At 68.4% G+C, this 15,518-nt stretch carries 16 protein-coding genes; 3 read left to right on the plus strand and 13 right to left on the minus strand.

The features are described 5' to 3' along the window. Positions 1–37: 37 nt before the first annotated feature. From kdpC to M1D55_RS22735, 5 genes are all read right to left on the minus strand, one after another. A complete protein-coding gene (gene kdpC / locus M1D55_RS22715; protein ID WP_456282756.1) occupies positions 38–670 on the minus strand; it encodes a potassium-transporting ATPase subunit KdpC in 633 nt (210 codons plus the stop codon). Between the two features lie 47 nt (positions 671–717). Continuing rightward, positions 718–2,799 (minus strand): potassium-transporting ATPase subunit KdpB, encoded by a 2,082-nt coding sequence (gene kdpB / locus M1D55_RS22720; protein WP_456282757.1) that lies wholly within the window; start codon positions 2,797–2,799, stop codon positions 718–720. 213 nt (positions 2,800–3,012) lie between these two features. Then, entirely contained in the window at positions 3,013–4,821 is a 1,809-nt protein-coding gene (kdpA, locus tag M1D55_RS22725) for a potassium-transporting ATPase subunit KdpA (protein ID WP_456281897.1), read from the minus strand. Next, entirely contained in the window at positions 4,821–4,913 is a 93-nt protein-coding gene (kdpF, locus tag M1D55_RS22730) for a K(+)-transporting ATPase subunit F (protein WP_197498270.1), read from the minus strand. The genes kdpA and kdpF overlap by 1 nt, the downstream gene beginning before the upstream one ends. Next, a complete protein-coding gene (locus tag M1D55_RS22735) occupies positions 4,910–5,074 on the minus strand; it encodes a hypothetical protein (protein WP_456281898.1) in 165 nt (54 codons plus the stop codon). Before M1D55_RS22735 ends, kdpF begins: the two co-directional genes overlap by 4 nt. 303 nt (positions 5,075–5,377) lie before the next feature. Here M1D55_RS22735 and M1D55_RS22740 point away from each other — a divergent pair, with 303 nt between their 5' ends. The 3 genes from M1D55_RS22740 to M1D55_RS22750 all read left to right on the plus strand — a co-directional run bounded on the left by M1D55_RS22740 (position 5,378) and on the right by M1D55_RS22750 (position 6,358). After that, the gene (locus M1D55_RS22740; RefSeq protein ID WP_456281899.1) at positions 5,378–5,581 is read left to right on the plus strand and encodes a cold-shock protein; all 204 of its coding nucleotides are present in this window, start codon (positions 5,378–5,380) and stop codon (positions 5,579–5,581) included. A 97-nt stretch (positions 5,582–5,678) separates the two neighbouring features. After that, on the plus strand, positions 5,679–5,963 hold the full coding sequence (locus M1D55_RS22745) for a hypothetical protein (protein WP_456281900.1): 285 nt from the start codon (positions 5,679–5,681) through the stop codon (positions 5,961–5,963). 20 nt (positions 5,964–5,983) lie between these two features. Beyond that, positions 5,984–6,358 (plus strand): hypothetical protein, encoded by a 375-nt coding sequence (locus M1D55_RS22750; RefSeq protein ID WP_023263391.1) that lies wholly within the window; start codon positions 5,984–5,986, stop codon positions 6,356–6,358. 33 nt (positions 6,359–6,391) lie between these two features. On the opposite strand, the gene M1D55_RS22755 is transcribed toward M1D55_RS22750, so the two are convergent. From M1D55_RS22755 to M1D55_RS22790, 8 genes are all read right to left on the minus strand, one after another. Then, positions 6,392–7,975 carry a TerC family protein gene (locus M1D55_RS22755; RefSeq protein WP_456281901.1) on the minus strand — a complete coding sequence of 528 codons (1,584 nt, stop codon included), beginning with the start codon at positions 7,973–7,975 and terminating at the stop codon, positions 6,392–6,394. A gap of 230 nt (positions 7,976–8,205) precedes the next feature. Then, entirely contained in the window at positions 8,206–8,862 is a 657-nt protein-coding gene (locus M1D55_RS22760; protein WP_456281902.1) for a methionine ABC transporter permease, read from the minus strand. Beyond that, complete coding sequence (locus M1D55_RS22765; protein WP_456281903.1) at positions 8,843–9,709, minus strand: methionine ABC transporter ATP-binding protein; 867 nt, start codon at positions 9,707–9,709, stop codon at positions 8,843–8,845. Before M1D55_RS22765 ends, M1D55_RS22760 begins: the two co-directional genes overlap by 20 nt. A gap of 20 nt (positions 9,710–9,729) precedes the next feature. Then, complete coding sequence (locus M1D55_RS22770) at positions 9,730–10,560, minus strand: MetQ/NlpA family ABC transporter substrate-binding protein (RefSeq protein WP_456281904.1); 831 nt, start codon at positions 10,558–10,560, stop codon at positions 9,730–9,732. A 118-nt stretch (positions 10,561–10,678) separates the two neighbouring features. Further along, on the minus strand, positions 10,679–12,019 hold the full coding sequence (locus M1D55_RS22775; RefSeq protein ID WP_456281905.1) for an LLM class flavin-dependent oxidoreductase: 1,341 nt from the start codon (positions 12,017–12,019) through the stop codon (positions 10,679–10,681). A 29-nt stretch (positions 12,020–12,048) separates the two neighbouring features. Further along, entirely contained in the window at positions 12,049–13,266 is a 1,218-nt protein-coding gene (locus tag M1D55_RS22780; RefSeq protein WP_456281906.1) for an acyl-CoA dehydrogenase family protein, read from the minus strand. 215 nt (positions 13,267–13,481) lie between these two features. Further along, a complete protein-coding gene (locus M1D55_RS22785) occupies positions 13,482–14,003 on the minus strand; it encodes a single-stranded DNA-binding protein (protein ID WP_006578107.1) in 522 nt (173 codons plus the stop codon). A 183-nt stretch (positions 14,004–14,186) separates the two neighbouring features. Continuing rightward, complete coding sequence (locus M1D55_RS22790) at positions 14,187–15,464, minus strand: MFS transporter (protein ID WP_064572538.1); 1,278 nt, start codon at positions 15,462–15,464, stop codon at positions 14,187–14,189. Between the last annotated feature and the right edge of the window lie 54 nt (positions 15,465–15,518).

Below are 15,518 nucleotides of genomic sequence, written 5' to 3' on the forward strand. Positions count from 1 at the left end.
ACAAGAGAAAGGCCATTCTGCCACGGCACCCGCGGCACTACTTCGGACCGGGCTCGCCGAGCGAGTCCAGCGCCAGGTTCAGCCGCAGCACGTTGACGCCGGCATCGCCGAGCACGGCCAGCGCGGGCCGGTCGGTGTGGGCGGCGATCAGCTCGCGTACCTGCTGCAATGTCAGGCCGCGCGCACGCGCGACCCGCGCCGCCTGATACTCGGCCGCGGCCTGGCTGATATGCGGGTCCAGGCCGCTGCCCGAGGCGGTAACGAGGTCCACCGGCACCGGCGCCGTGTTGCCCGGGTCGGCCGCGCGCAACGCCTCGATGCGTGCGCGCGCCGCGTCCGCCAGCGCCGGATTGCTGGGGCCGAGATTCGAGCCGCCCGAGGCCGCCGCGTTATAGGGCATCGGCGCGGTGGCGGACAGCCGGCCCCAGAAGTAGCGCGGCTCGGAGAATGGCTGCCCGATCAGCGACGAGCCGATCGTCCTGCCGTCCTTGACGATCAGCGAGCCGGCCGCCTCGTGCGGAAACACGCTTTTGGCCAGTCCCGTGACGATGGCCGGATACAGCAGGCCCGTGAGCACCGACAGCGCGGCGAAGACGGTCAGCAGCGGGCGCAGCATGCCCGGCTGTTCGGCGGCAAGGGGCGCGGCCTGCGGCGATGCGTGGGGATTCATCATGGTGTCCTTCGATTCGATGATTCAGCGACTGCGTGATCCGGCGCTCAGGCCCAGCCCAGCACGGTCAGCAGCATGTCGATCAGCTTGATGCCGGCGAACGGCACCAGGATGCCGCCGAGGCCGTAGACCAGCAGGTTCCGCCGCAACAGCACCGCCGCGCCCAGCGGCCGGTAGGCGACGCCCTTCAGCGCGAGCGGAATCAGCACGACGATGATCAGCGCGTTGAAGATGACGGCGGACAGGATGGCCGACGCCGGCGTGGACAGCCCCATCACGTTCAGCAGCCCCAGTTGCGGATAAGTGGTGGCGAACGCCGCCGGAATGATGGCGAAGTACTTGGCGATGTCGTTGGCCACGCTGAACGTGGTCAGCGACCCGCGCGTCATCAGCATCTGCTTGCCGATCTCGACGATCTCGATCAGCTTGGTCGGATTGCTGTCGAGGTCGACCATGTTGCCGGCTTCTCTGGCCGCCTGCGTGCCGCTGTTCATCGCCACCGCGACATCGGCCTGCGCAAGCGCCGGCGCGTCGTTGGTGCCGTCGCCGGTCATCGCCACCAGCCGCCCCTGCGCCTGGTACTGGCGGATCAGCTTGAGCTTGGCCTCGGGCGTGGCCTCGGCCAAGTAGTCGTCGACGCCCGCTTCCGCGGCGATCGACGCCGCGGTCAACCGGTTGTCGCCGGTGATCATCACGGTCTCGATGCCCATCCGGCGCAGCTCGCCGAAACGCTCGCGGATGCCAGCCTTGACGATGTCCTTCAGCTCGACCACGCCCAGCACGCGAACCTGGCCGTGCTGCTCGTCGGCGACCACCAGCGGCGTGCTGCCGGCGCGGGCGACATCGTCGACGGCCTGCATGACGGCATCGGAAAACTTGCCGGCGCGCTCGGCCACGTAGCGGCGCACCGCATCGGCCGCCCCCTTGCGCACGTGGCGCGGCCCGCCGTTGCCCTGCAGGTCCACGCCGCTCATCCGCGTCTGCGCGGTGAAGGGCACGAACGTGGCATTGCGCTGCGGCACATCGGGGATGCGCAGGTCCGCCTGTTGGCGGGCCAGCGCGACGATGCTGCGGCCTTCCGGCGTGTCGTCGGCCAGCGACGACAGCCACGCCGCCTCGGCCAGCTGCGCCGGCGCCACGCCCGGCGCGGCAATGAACCGCGACGCCTGGCGGTTGCCATGGGTGATCGTGCCGGTCTTGTCGAGCAGCAGCACGTCGACGTCGCCGGCCGCTTCGACCGCGCGGCCCGAGGTGGCGATCACGTTGGCCGCCATCATCCGGCTCATGCCTGCCACGCCGATGGCCGACAGCAGGCCGCCGATGGTGGTCGGAATCAGGCAGACCAGCAGCGCCACCAGCACCGTGACGGTCACAGGCACGCCGGCCCTGGCCACCAGCACGCTGTAGACCGAGAACGGCTGCAGCGTCGCGGTGGCCAGCAGCAGCACGATGGTCAGGCCGACCAGCAGGATGGTCAGCGCCAGCTCGTTCGGCGTCTTCTGCCGTTTGGCGCCTTCGACCATCGCGATCATGCGGTCGATGAAGGTTTCGCCGGGATTGGCGGTGATGCGCACCACGATCCAGTCGGACAGCACGCGCGTGCCGCCGGTCACCGACGAGAAATCGCCGCCCGATTCGCGGATCACCGGCGCCGATTCGCCGGTGATCGCGCTCTCGTCGACCGACGCGACCCCTTCGATCACCTCGCCATCGCCGGGGATCATGTCGCCGGCCTCGACCAGCACCACATCGCCGCGGCGCAGCGCCGTGGCCGCGCGCGGCTCGGTCGCGCCGCCGCGCCGTCCGTCCTTCAGCACGCGCGCCGTCACCGTGGTGCGCAGCCCGCGCAGCGCCGCGGCCTGTTGCTTGCTGCGCCCTTCGGCAAGCGCCTCGGCGAAGTTGGCGAACAGCACCGTGAACCAGAGCCAGACCGCGACGGCCAGGATGAAACCGGCGCTCTCGCCGCCAGCAGACGCCGCGGGCGCGAAGGCGGCGCGCAGGAACAGGATGGTCGTCAGGATGCTGCCGGCATAGACGACGAACATCACCGGATTGCGCAGCTGCTGGCGCGGCGACAGCTTGCGGAAGGCCGACGCTAGCGCGGGCTTGAGCAATTGCGGTGCGAACATGCCGTGCGCCGCGGCACGGTCGGAAGTGGGAGAGCGATCGGCCAAGGGCGTGCCGGCCGACATGTCGTCGGGATTGCCACCGATCTCGGCCGCATTGGCCGTCGATTCTTGTTGCATGGGATCTCCGCAGTGCGCTAGAGAGGAGGAACGGACGTCGACGCAGCAAGCCAGCGCGTGGCGTCCGGTGTCATCAAGAGAAAGAGAACGCCTGGCTCATCGAACCGCGGCGCCTTGCAGTTGCTCGGCCACTGGACCAAGCGCGAGCGCCGGCACATAGGTCAGCGCACCGACCAGCAGCACCGTGCCGGCGAGCAGCACCACGAACAGCGGTCCGTGCGTCGGCATGGTGCCGGCGCTCGCCGGCACGCGCTTCTTTGCCGCGAGGGTGCCGGCCATCGCCAGCACCGGGACGATCACCCAGAAGCGGCCGAACCACATCGCGGCCGCCAGCAACGTGTTGTAGAACGGCGTGTTGGCCGACAGCCCGGCGAACGCGCTGCCGTTGTTGTTCGCCGCGGACGACAGCGCGTACAGGATCTCGGAGAACCCATGCGTGCCGGGGTTCAGCACGCCGGCGCGGCCGGCGTCGGCCATCACCGCCACCGCGGTGCCCAGCAGCACCAGCAACGGCGTGACGAGAATGACGACGGCCGCCATCTTGATCTCGCAGGCCTCGATCTTCTTGCCCAGGTATTCGGGCGTGCGGCCGATCATCAGGCCGGCGATGAACACCGCCAGCACCGCATAGACCAGCATGCCGTACAGGCCCGAGCCGACGCCGCCGAACACGACCTCGCCCAGCTGCATCAGCAGCATCGGCACCAGCCCGCCGATCGCGGTGAACGAATCGTGCATCGCATTGACCGCGCCGCACGATGCCGCGGTGGTGATCGTGGCGAACAGCGCCGATGCCGCCAGGCCGAAGCGCGTTTCCTTGCCTTCCATATTGCCGCCGTCCTGCCAGGCTGATGCGGCGCTGTCCACCGGCAATCCCGCCAGCGCCGGATTGGCCTGGTGCTCGGCCAGCGCCGCGACGCACGCCATCGCGACGAAGATCGCCGTCATCGCCGCGAGCACGGCCAGGCCCTGGCGGCGGTCGCCGACCATCTCGCCGAACGTGAAGCACAGTGCGGCCGGGATCAGCAAGATCGCCAGCATCTCGATCAGGTTGGCCAGCGCGGTCGGGTTCTCGAACGGATGGGCCGAGTTGGCGTTGAAGAAGCCGCCGCCATTGGTGCCGAGCATCTTGATCGCTTCCTGCGACGCGACGGGACCCATCGCCAGCGTCTGCTGTTCCGTACGGACCGGCTCGACGATGGGCTGGCCCTGGGCCTCCCGCAGCGGCTGCCCGGCGGCATCGGTCTTCGGCACCGTGTATTCGACCGCCGACACCATCGACACCTGCTTGTAGGCATCGAGGTTCTGGATCACGCCCTGGCTGACCAGGGCCAGCGCGATGACGGTCGCGATCGGCACCAGCACGTACAGCGTGGTACGGGTCATGTCGACCCAGAAATTGCCGATGGTCGCCGCGCTCTGCCGCGCGAAGCCGCGGATCAGCGCAAACACCACGGCGATGCCGGTGGCCGCGGACACGAAGTTCTGCACGGTCAGGCCCAGCATCTGCGTCAGATAGGTCATCGTCGATTCGCCGGCATAGCCCTGCCAGTTGGTGTTCGCGACGAAACTGATCGCCGTGTTGAACGCGGAATCGGGCGACACCGGGCCGAAGCCCTGCGGATTGAGCGGCAGCATGCCCTGCAAGCGCTGCAGGCCATAGACCACCACCACACCCAGCACGTTGAACGCCAGCACGGCGATCGCATACCGCTGCCAGCCCATCTCGGCAGCGGCGCGTATGCCGGCGGCGCGATAGAGCAGGCGCTCGAGCGGCCGCCCCCAGGCGGTCCACGCGTATTGGCCGTCCTCGACGGCCCGGCGCAGATAGCGTCCAAGCAGCGGGGCGATCGCCATCAGCACGGCGAGATACAGGGCCAGCAGGCCCATGAACTGCGTGGTCATCAGAATTTCTCCGGGCGCAGCAGCGCGATCAGCAGATAGACGAAGAGGGCCGCGGCCATCGCCGCGGCCAGCAGATCGGTCCAGTCCATCATTGCCCCCTGCCCGGGGTGGCGCCGCGCGGCGGCGTGTCGTTCGCCGGGCCATGCTGGCCCGCATTGGCCGATGCGCGCGGCGCCAGCGCGACGCACAGCCGCAGCAGCACGGCGCCGAGTCCGGCGAAACCGAAAAGTACGATCAGGAAGATCCCGTCCATGGCAAATACCGAGAGTGAATCCGGCTTGCAGATTAGGGAGCGACGGCTAAAAACGGGGTAGAAAGGCGGCGGCGGGCCGTAAAGAAGGTATAAAGATGCGGCGGCCGCTGCCGTCAATGGATCTGCCGCATTGTTTTGACAGCCCGAAGCATGACCTGTATAACGGGAACCGCAGGATCTTCAAGCAAGCACGTCGATTACCGAGTTGGCCGCCTCCGGCTCCGCCACTTCTTCTCCATGTTTCTTCTTGATCGTCATGCCCCTCGGGACATTCGTCCGACGGGAACAAACCAGGAGAAACACATGGATACCGGTACCGTTAAGTGGTTCAACGACGCCAAGGGCTTCGGCTTCATTACGCCGGACGCCGGCGGCGACGATCTGTTCGCGCATTTTTCGGAGATCCAGGGCAGCGGCTTCAAGTCGCTGCAGGAAGGTCAGAAGGTGCGCTACGTGCGCGGCGTCGGCCAGAAGGGCCCGGCCGCCACGAAGATCGAGGCGGTCTGACGCTGACGAAAACCCCGCATCCGCGGGGTTTTTTATTGCCGGCGCTTTTTGCTGATGGCAACGAGCCGGCCTCCACGCTGTTCAACAGGAGCGACACATGGACTCCTTTCCGACCGCCAGCTACAAGGGCTACGAGCTCTATCCGCTGGTCTACCGGCGCGCGCCGGTGCAGACATGGCCGCGCACCAAGCCCGAACTTGCTTTCGATGTCTCCGTGATGATCTGCGTCGAGGGCCAGCCGCCGGGCAACGAGCAATCGCGGCTGTACCGCCTGACCAGCGGATCGTGCGAGAACGTCGGCACCGCTAGGCGCGCCGCCGTCGACTACGGCCGCGCCATCATCGACGGCCTGGTTCCGACCGAAACGCTGCCTACGGCCTGAAGCGCCAAAGCGAGCCCGCCATGAGCGAAGCCGTCAGTTACCTTTGTACGTTGCCATGGGCCGGCACCAGCCTTGCCTACCATGTCAGCGTCAATTTCGCCGGTTCCGGCGAATGCGATTGCGTGCGCTTCACCAGCTTCGTCGGCGTGGGCCGGCGCTCCTTTACGATCCGCGCCGGTGCGGGCGCGGACCTGCGCACGCTGACGCGCGACGGCGAGGCGCTGTGCCGGCTGGCCATCGGCCAGGCGCTGCGCGACGCGTTGCACGACAAGACGCTGGCCGGCGACCACCTGCTCGATGCGCTGGCCGCACCCTGGCAAGGCGAGCTGCGCCCGGTACGGTCGCGCGACGCGAGCCGGCCCGCCCGTTCGCGGTTGCAGTCGTTCGGCGTGTAAGGCGGGACGGTCGACGCGCGGATCGTCGATCGTTCAGCGTTCCCGCTGTCCGGCATCGGCGGCCGCCTGCACCGATTCGGCGCCGAGCCGCACCACTTCGATGCGATCGATGCGCCGTTCGGTCGCCTCCACCACCGTGAAGCGATAACCGTCCAGATCGATCGCACTGCCCGCGGGCGGCACGATGCCGAAGCGGTCCAGCAGCAGGCCGCCCAGCGACGCATAGCGCCCCTGCGATTGCGTCCACGGTTCGCCCAGCTCCAGCACATGGGCCACCGCATGCAGATCGGCACTGCCGTCGATCAGCCAACGCCCCTGTCCCGCCGCCGCGATGGTCGGATGTTCATCCTCGTCGGGGAACTCTCCGGCGATCGCCTCGAGCACGTCGACCGGCGTGACGACCCCCAGCACCGCGCCGTATTCGTCGGTCACCAGCACCAGCTGGCCGCGCGAGGCGCGCAGCGTCTCCATCAACGGCAGGATGCGGATCGATTCCGGCACCACGATCGGCGGCCGCAGGCTTGTCTCGTCGATGCGGCCGTGCTCGGCCAGCGTGCCGATCAGGTCCTTGCCGCGCGCGACGCCGAGGATCTCGTCCAGCTGTCCGCGGCAGACCGGAAAGAAGCTGTGCGGCGTGGCGAGGATCTGCCGGCGCAGCGTGTCGGCATCCTGCTCGATATCGATCCACGACAGTTCCGAGCGCGGCGTCATGATCGAGCGGACCGAGCGTTCGGCCAGCGACAGCACGCCGCTGACCATGGTGCGCTCCTCCGGCGCGAACGCGGCCGGCGCGGCGGTATCCGGCCTGACCGGCTCGCCGGCCTGCCCTTGCGCCGCACGGCGCGCACCCAGCAGGCGCAGCACCGCATCCGCGGTGCGCTGCCGCATCGGCCGGCGCGCCTCGTAGCGCAGCAGATTGCGGCGCGCCAGCTGGTTCAGCGCCTCGATGCCGACCGAGAAGCCGATCGCCGCGTACAGATAGCCCTTCGGGATATGGAAGCCGAAGCCATCGGCAACCAGGCTCAGGCCGATCATCAGCAGGAAGCTCAGGCACAGCACGACCACGGTAGGGTGGGCATTGACGAAGCGCGTCAGCGGCTTGGACGCGAACAGCATCACCGCGATCGCGACCACCACCGCGACCATCATCACGCTCAGGTGCTCGACCATGCCGACCGCGGTGATGACCGAGTCCAGCGAGAACACCGCATCGAGAATGACGATCTGCGTGACCACCAGCCAGAAGCCCGCATAGGCGGGCTTCTCGACCTCATGCTCGGGCTTGCCTTCGATCCGCTCGTGCAGCTCCAGCGTGGCCTTGACCAGCAGGAAGATGCCCCCGGCCAGCAGGATCAGGTCGCGACCCGAAAATTCCAGCGGACCGAGCGCGAACAGGGGCCGCGTCAGCGTGACCAGCCACGACATCACCGACAGCAGGCCCAGCCGCATGAACAGCGCCAGCGACAGGCCGATGATGCGCGCCTTGTCGCGCTGCTCCGGCGGCAGCTTGTCGGCCAGGATCGCGATGAAGACCAGGTTGTCGATGCCCAGCACGATCTCGAGCACGATCAGCGTCGCCAGGCCAATCCATATCGTGGGGTCAGTCAGCCATTCCATGTGAGCGTCGTCGTGTTGGAGCCACGGGCGCGGCGCGCCAACAGGACGGCCGCGGGAACCGGATACGGCACAGTGTAGGGCCGAGGCGGGTTCCCGCGTCAATAGGAGCCAGGATGACAAGGATTGCGGCGCGCGCCATGCCGGCCGGCTGAATCCGGTGTCATGACGGTGTAACGACCTTGGGGCCGGCATATTTGGCCCGATGATGCGAGCCTCGCCGGGCCTTCCTGCTATCGCCGATGATCGAACCGCCGTGCCAGCCGTTCGCCGGCAAACTGCACCAGCGTGACGAGCGCGATCAGGATCGCGATCACATGGAACATCACGGCGGTTTCATAGCGTTCGTAGCCGTAGCGGATCGCCAGGTCGCCGAGACCGCCGGCGCCCACGGCCCCCGCCATCGCCGAAGAGCCGATCATCGCGATCACGGTCACCGTGGCGCCGCCGATCAGCGCGGGCATCGCCTCGGGCAGCAGCACGTGGACGACGATATGCCAGCGGCGGCATCCCATCGCCCTGGCCGCCTCGACCAGGCCGCGGTCGATCTCGTTGAGCGCCACTTGCGAGATGCGCGCGAAGAACGGAATCAGGTGGGCGCTGAGGGGCACCACCGCGGCCCAGGTGCCCATCGTGGTGCCGACGATCATGCGGGTCACCGGCAGCATCGCCACCAGCAGGATGATGAACGGGATCGAGCGAAACACGTTGACCAGCACCGACAGCACGCGATGCAGCCGCGGCCTGGGCGCCAGCCCGGCGGGCGCGGTGATGGTCAGCACGATGGCCAGCGCCATGCCCGCGACGAAGACCACCGCGCAGGCGCTGGCCGTCATCAGCAGCGTCTCGCCAAGCGCCTTCAGGTATTTGTCAGCCATGGGCGGCAGCATCGTATGCAGTCTCCTCTGCGGTTTGTGGCATCGGCTTGCGCGGCGCCGCGTCCTCGTCGATATTCGGCGACGGCATGCGCCGCCGCAGCGGGCGCAGCAGTGCGACAGTGGCCTCGGCGCGCGGCTCGGCAAAGACCTGCCAGACCGGGCCCTGTTCGACGATGCGCCCGTGGTCGAGCACCAGTACGCGCTCGCACGCCTCGTGAATCACCGCCATGTCATGCGTGATCAGCACCACGGTTAGCGCGAAGCGTTCGTTGATATCGCGCAGCAGTGCCAGGATCTGCTCGGTAGACTCCGGGTCCAGCGCCGAGGTGGCCTCGTCGCACAGCAAGATGTCGGGCCGGTGCACCAGCGCGCGGGCGATGCCGACGCGCTGCTTCTGCCCGCCGGACAGCATTGCCGGGTAGGCGCGGGCCTTGTCCGACAGTCCAACCAGGTCCAGCAGTTCCATCACCCGCGCGGCGATGTCATGGCGCGGCACACCGGCCACGCGCAACGGCAGCGCGACGTTGTCGAACACCGTCTTGGCCGACAGCAGGTTGAAATGCTGGAAGATCATGCCGACCCGGCGGCGCAGCGCCACCAGGCCGTTCTCGTCGAGCTTGCCGATATCGCGGCCGTCGATGTCGACGCTGCCGGCGTCCGGGCGCTCGAGCATATTGATCGTGCGCAGCAGCGTCGACTTGCCGGCGCCGCTGCGGCCGATGATGCCGAAGCGCTCGCCGCGCCCGATCGTGAACGAGATATCGGCCAGCGCCGGTGTCGCAGAGCCGGCGTAGGTCTTGCGGATCGCGTCGAACACGATATGCGGTTCGGCGCGTCGCAACGGCAGGTCGTCATGCATGGCGGCGTTCCTCCGGTTCTTCAGAAGGCGGGAATCACCGCCCCCTGGTACCGGGTCTGGATGAACTGGCGCACCTCGTCCGACTGGTAGGCCTTGACCAGCCGCGGCACCCATGGTGCCTGCCGATCCTTCTCGCGCACCGCGATCACGTTGACATAGGGGTTGCGCTCCTTCTTCTCCACCGCGATGCCGTCGCGCGTGGCGATCAGGCCGGCCTGGTAAGCGAAGGTGTTGACGATCGCCGCCGCGTCGACGTCCGGCAGCGCGCGCGGCAGCACCACCGAGGCGCTCTCGATGAACTCGAGCTTTCTGGGGTTGGCCGTGATGTCCGACAGCGACGCCGTCCCGGTATAGGGATCAAAACCAGGCTTGAGCTGGATCAGTCCGTGGTCGCGCAGGATCACCAGCGCACGGGTCTGGTTGCTTGGATCGTTGGGGATGCCGATGCGCGCGCCGGTCGGCAGAGCCTCCAGCGACTTGACCTTGCGCGAGTAGAACGCGATTGGCGAGATCAGCGTATTGCCGACGTCGACGATCTTGTAGCCCCGTTGCCGGATCTGGTCGCGCAGGAAGGGGATGTGCTGGAAGGCATTGGCATCGAGATCGCCGTTGTTCAGCGCCTCGTTGGGGCTGGCGGTACCGGTGATGACGATGGTCTGCACCTTCAGGCCCTGCTTCGCGGCCACGCGCGTGACCACTTCCCAGATCTCCTCGTCGACGCCGCCGCGTACGCCGACCTTCAGCGGGCGATCGGTGGACTGCGCCAGGGCGGCGCGCGGTACCAGTGGGACGAGCACGGTCAGTGCGATGGCAAGGGAAGCGATGGCGGCAAGCAGCGAGCGTCGTGTCATGGTTTGGCGGAGCGGAAGTCAGGCAAAGCACGGTGGGAATGGGCGGCCTGCGCCAAGTCCCTGAAGGCATCCGCGCAAGCCGATGAAAGGGGGCGCTCAGGCGTCCATCAGGCAGCGGTCACGCAGCGGCGCGCGCCGGTGCCCTGCCGGCCGGACGGGCCAGCTGCAGATGTTCGCGCAGCGTCGCGCCTTCGTACTCGGTACGGAAGATGCCGCGCCGCTGCAGGATCGGCACCACGCCGTCGACGAAGTCCTGCAGGCCGTCGGGCAGCGCGTCCGGCATCAGGTTGAAGCCATCGGCGGCGCCGTGACGGAACCAGTGCTCGATGTCGTCGGCGATCTGCTCGGGCGTGCCGACGATCACGCGGTGGCCGCCGCCGCCAGCGAGCTCGCGGATCAGCGCGCGCACCGTCAGGTTCCGCCGTCTCGCCGCCGCCAGCGTCGCGCGGAAGAAGGTGTGGTTGCCATTGGCCGGCACGGCCAGATCGTCGGGCAACGGCGCATCGAGCTGCAGTCGCTCGGCCTCGATGCCGAGCGTGCCGGCAAGACGGTTCAGGCTGTAGTCCCATGGAATCAGGTCGACCAGCGCATCGCGCCGCTGCCGCGCCTGCGCCTCGGTGGCGCCGATGATGGTGGTCAGGCCCGGCAGCACCTTGACCGCATCCGCACCGCGCCCCAGCGCTTCGGCGCGCGCATTGATGGCGCGCTTGTACGCCAGCGCCTCGTCGAACGACTGCGCTGCCGAAAACACGGCCTCGGCATGGCGCGCGGCGAGCTCGCGGCCATCGTCGGAACCGCCGGCCTGGAACAGCACCGGATGGCCCTGCGGCGGCCGTGGCAGGTTCAGCGGACCGTGCACGTCGAAGAACGCGCCATGATGGCCGACCGGCTGCAGCATCGCGGTATCGACGAAGCGCCCGCGGGTCTTGTCACCGATGAAGGCGTCGTCCTCCCAGCTGTCCCACAACGCCTTGACCAGCGTCGTGAATTCGTCGGCGCGCGCGTAGCGCTGGCCGTGATCTGGCGGGGCGGCCCGGCCGAAATTGCGCGCCGAGCCCGCATCGGCGGTCGTCACCACATTCCATCCGGCGCGCCCGCCACTGACATGGTCCAGCGTCGCAAAACGCCGCGCGACGTTGTAGGGCTCGTTGTAGCTGGTCGATACGGTGGCCACCAGCCCGATATGCCTGGTCGCGGCGGCGACGCACGCCAGCAGGAGCGTCGGCTCCAGCGCGGTGATCGGACGGAAATGGATCTGGTCGGCGATCGACGCGTTGTCGGCAAGGAAGATCGCATCGAACTTTGCGGCCTCCGCGATGCGTGCCACGCGCACGTAGTGCTGCACGTCGACGAAGGCGCACGGATCGCTGGCGGGCAGGCGCCAGGCCGACGGCACGAAGCCGGAATGCAAGGCGTTGATGTTCAGATGCAGCTGGCGCGGCGGTGTGATCGATGTCATCGCGGGTCTCCGATTGCCCAGGACATGGCTCAGAACACCCGGCCTTCGGTCAGGTGGGTGGTCTCGCCGTTCAGGTGATAGGCGCCGACCACGCGCGTCTTGTGCAGCAGCGGGTTGTGGCTGAAGATCGTGCGCAGATTGCGCCAGTGGCGGTCGAAGTTGTAGCGCTTCGCCGTGAACGACGCCCCGCCCGCCTCGAACATCCGCTCGCCCACGTGCAGCGCCAGCTTGCTGACCACCAGCTGTGTCTGCGCCGTGGCCAGCGCGCCCTGCAGCACCAGCGCCTCGGCATCGTCGGCACCGGCCAGCAGCGCGTCGGCCGAGCGGTCCAGCACGCGCGCGTTGTCGCGGACCAGCGCGTCGATCGCGTGGCTGTGCGCGGCCAGATCGCCGATCACCTGCTGGATGAAATGGTCCTCGCGCGCGGACGGCGCCGGACTGTGCAGCGCGGGACGGCCATGGTCCTGCACATGGCGCCGCGCATCGGCCCACGCGTTGCGCACGATGCCGGCCGCCACCGCGACCAGATGCAGCTGGCGCAGCGCGCCGCAATGGCGGCCGACCAGCGTGCTGTTGCCGCGCCGGGTCACCTCGTCGGCAAACACCTGCACGTCATCCAGCACCAGGCTGCCGCTGGCCGTCATGCGCTGGCCCATGCCGTCCCAGTCGTCGACCACGCTGAAGCCGGGGCGGTCGGTCGGGATGATGATCGACGCATCGGCACCGTCGGCATCCTTGACGTTGATGCGTGCGTAGTCGGCGAAGGCGGTGCCGGTCGAGTAGTACTTGCGGCCGGACAGCCGGTAATGATCGCCGTCGCGGCGCAGCGCCGTGGTGATCTCGCCGGGCCGGGCGGTGCCGACCTCGGTCGATGCCCCGCCGAAGATGGCGCCGCCGACGATGCGCTGCACCTGCAGGTCGTTGAAGGCCGAGCGCGGCGACAGCCGCAACGACTCGGTCTGATCGAAATGGATGCGCAGCGCATGCGCGACGTTGGACTCTTGCGCCGCAATGGTGGCGATGACCTCGAACAGGTCGGCCAGCGAGCCGCCCAGCCCGCCCCGCTCCGCCGGAATCCGCAACAGCCCCAGGCCGGACTGCCGGAACAGCGCAAAGCCCTCGTAGGGCAGCAGACGCCGCGCCTCGCGCGCGGCCGCATCGGTACCGATCTTCTGCGCCAGCTCGGGCAACGACTCCAGCGCGGCACGCAGGGCGCGGCGCGCGTCGAAGTCCAACGGGGCATTCATTGGCAGGTCCTCCTGGCCGGATCAACAGGCTACGAGGATAGGGACGCTGCGCCTGAAGCGGAACGAAGGAAAGGGGATATCGATATCCGCGCGGCTGTTCTTTGGATAGGCGCAGAGACGCAAACCCGCGCGCAACATCGGCCGCCCCAATGAAAAGAGCCCGCATGAAGCGGGCTCGATCGGCTGCCGGTGAGGCAGTGAAGCGGAGGCGAAACTCAGAACGGAATATCGTCGTCCATATCCTCGAAGCCATTCGACGGCGACTGCTGCGGCCGGCGTGCGCCACCGCCCTGGCCGCCGCCACCACCTTGCGCACCGCGGCCGCCGCCACCACCGCCATAGCCGCCGCCCGACGATTCGCGGGCGTAGCCGCCGCCTTCGTCGCCGCCGCCACCACCGCCCTGGCGCGAGCCCAGCATCTGCATCTGTTCAGCGACGATTTCGGTGCTGTACTTGTCCTGGCCCGACTGGTCCTGCCACTTGCGGGTGCGGATGCGGCCTTCGATATAGACCTGGGAGCCCTTGCGCAGGTACTGGCCGGCGATCTCGGCGAGCTTGCCGAAGAAGGCCACGCGGTGCCATTCGGTCAGCTCCTTCATGTCGCCGCTCTGCTTGTCCTTGTAGCGGTCGGTGGTGGCCAGCCGGATATTGGTCACGGCATCGCCACTGGGCATATAGCGCGTTTCGGGGTCCGCGCCGAGATTGCCGACGAGGATGACTTTGTTGACGGATGCCATGAGGTGTTCTCCGAGAACCGCGCCCCGATGGGCGGCGCGGCAATGTGCTGACTGGTTTGACTCTTTCGACTGATTCGCGCCGGGCGCGCCGATGGTAGTGCGGCCCGGCGCCGCAAAGCGTGTCCGCGTGATGCGGCCGTCGCCGTGACCGCCGCGGTTACATCGTGCCCGGCAGGCCGCCGCTCAGTGCGCCGGCTGCGGCTCGCTGTCCGGGCCGCCGTGGCGGACCCTGGCGGGCGGCGGCTTCATGCCCCAGGCGATTATAAGCCAGAGGACCAGCACGGCCGCGCAGCCGTGGAAGACCGCGCTGCGGCCGGCGTGCTGCAGCAGCCAGCCGCCGACGGCGCCGCCGAGGAACAGCCCGATCGCCTGGGTCGTGTTGTAGACGCCGAGCGCGGCGCCGCGCGATGCCGCCGCATAGCGCGACACCAGCGAGGGCTGCATCGCCTCCAGCACGTTGAATGCCACGAAAAACAGCAGCAGCACCCCGACGATCGGCCACAGGCCGTGCACCGCGGCGAACAGCAGCTGCACCGCGGTCATCAGCGCGACCGCGCCGAGCAGCACCGGGCGGATGCGGCCATAGCGCTCGGCCGCCATCATCGGCGCCAGCATCAGCAGGAACGACACCAGCACGACCGGCAGATAGACCTTCCAGTGCGAATCGACCGGCATGCCGGCATCGGCCAGCATGCCCGGCACCACCATGAACATTGCGACCTGGGAGGCATGCAGCGCCAGCACCCCGACGTTCATGCGCGCGAGGTCAGGATTCAACAGCACCTTCGGCAAGACCCGGTGCAGCGGCAGCTGGTCCGGATGGGGCGGCGGCGGGGTCGGTACCAGGAACAGCGTGACGGCGATCGCCAGCAGGCCCAGCACCGACATCAGCGTGAAGATTCCCGGCATGCCGATGGTGCGCAGCAGCGGCGAGGCAATCACCAGCGACAGCGCGAAGGTCAGACCGATGCTGCCGCCGACCATTGCCATCGCCTTGGTCCGATGGCGCTCGCTGGTCAGGTCCGCGATGCAGGCGGTGATCGCGGCCGAGATCGCGCCCGTGCCCTGCAGCGCGCGGCCCGCGATGATGCCGGTCAGCGTGTCGGAGAACGCCGCCACCAGCCCGCCGGCGACGAACAGCAGCAGGCCGCCGATCATCACCGGCTTGCGGCCGATGCGGTCGGACAGCCAGCCGAGCGGAATATGAAGGAAGGCCTGCATCAGGCCGTAGATGCCCATCGCCAGGCCGATGCGCTGGGCGTCGTGCCCGTCGGGCAGCGTGCGCGCGTATTCGGCGAAGACAGGCAGGATCAGGAACAAGCCCAGCATGCGCAGCGCGAAGATGCTCGCCAGCGACACGCTGGCGCGCAGCTCGACACGGGTCATCCGTGCGGAGGCCGCACCGGCTGCGCGTTCGGCACCATCGGCCGCGGCTGGGGAAGAAGTCTGGGTCGACGGCATTGCGCTCGTGGGGACTCGGGTGTGACGGGTGGCCGGCCGTGCGCCGGGCCCCGC

Source organism: Cupriavidus sp. JZ107 (genome assembly GCF_053903255.1).

What these genes read in the sequence shown, in the direction of transcription:
- kdpC (WP_456282756.1), bottom strand. Translation starts at nt 670, where the DNA reads ATGAATCCCCACGCATCGCCGCAGGCCGCGCCCCTTGCCGCCGAACAG.
- kdpB (WP_456282757.1), bottom strand. Translation starts at nt 2,799, where the DNA reads ATGTTCGCACCGCAATTGCTCAAGCCCGCGCTAGCGTCGGCCTTCCGC.
- kdpA (WP_456281897.1), bottom strand. Translation starts at nt 4,821, where the DNA reads ATGACCACGCAGTTCATGGGCCTGCTGGCCCTGTATCTCGCCGTGCTG.
- kdpF (WP_197498270.1), bottom strand. Translation starts at nt 4,913, where the DNA reads ATGATGGACTGGACCGATCTGCTGGCCGCGGCGATGGCCGCGGCCCTC.
- M1D55_RS22735 (WP_456281898.1), bottom strand. Translation starts at nt 5,074, where the DNA reads ATGGACGGGATCTTCCTGATCGTACTTTTCGGTTTCGCCGGACTCGGC.
- M1D55_RS22740 (WP_456281899.1), top strand. Translation starts at nt 5,378, where the DNA reads ATGGATACCGGTACCGTTAAGTGGTTCAACGACGCCAAGGGCTTCGGC.
- M1D55_RS22745 (WP_456281900.1), top strand. Translation starts at nt 5,679, where the DNA reads ATGGACTCCTTTCCGACCGCCAGCTACAAGGGCTACGAGCTCTATCCG.
- M1D55_RS22750 (WP_023263391.1), top strand. Translation starts at nt 5,984, where the DNA reads ATGAGCGAAGCCGTCAGTTACCTTTGTACGTTGCCATGGGCCGGCACC.
- M1D55_RS22755 (WP_456281901.1), bottom strand. Translation starts at nt 7,975, where the DNA reads ATGGAATGGCTGACTGACCCCACGATATGGATTGGCCTGGCGACGCTG.
- M1D55_RS22760 (WP_456281902.1), bottom strand. Translation starts at nt 8,862, where the DNA reads ATGCTGCCGCCCATGGCTGACAAATACCTGAAGGCGCTTGGCGAGACG.
- M1D55_RS22765 (WP_456281903.1), bottom strand. Translation starts at nt 9,709, where the DNA reads ATGCATGACGACCTGCCGTTGCGACGCGCCGAACCGCATATCGTGTTC.
- M1D55_RS22770 (WP_456281904.1), bottom strand. Translation starts at nt 10,560, where the DNA reads ATGACACGACGCTCGCTGCTTGCCGCCATCGCTTCCCTTGCCATCGCA.
- M1D55_RS22775 (WP_456281905.1), bottom strand. Translation starts at nt 12,019, where the DNA reads ATGACATCGATCACACCGCCGCGCCAGCTGCATCTGAACATCAACGCC.
- M1D55_RS22780 (WP_456281906.1), bottom strand. Translation starts at nt 13,266, where the DNA reads ATGAATGCCCCGTTGGACTTCGACGCGCGCCGCGCCCTGCGTGCCGCG.
- M1D55_RS22785 (WP_006578107.1), bottom strand. Translation starts at nt 14,003, where the DNA reads ATGGCATCCGTCAACAAAGTCATCCTCGTCGGCAATCTCGGCGCGGAC.
- M1D55_RS22790 (WP_064572538.1), bottom strand. Translation starts at nt 15,464, where the DNA reads ATGCCGTCGACCCAGACTTCTTCCCCAGCCGCGGCCGATGGTGCCGAA.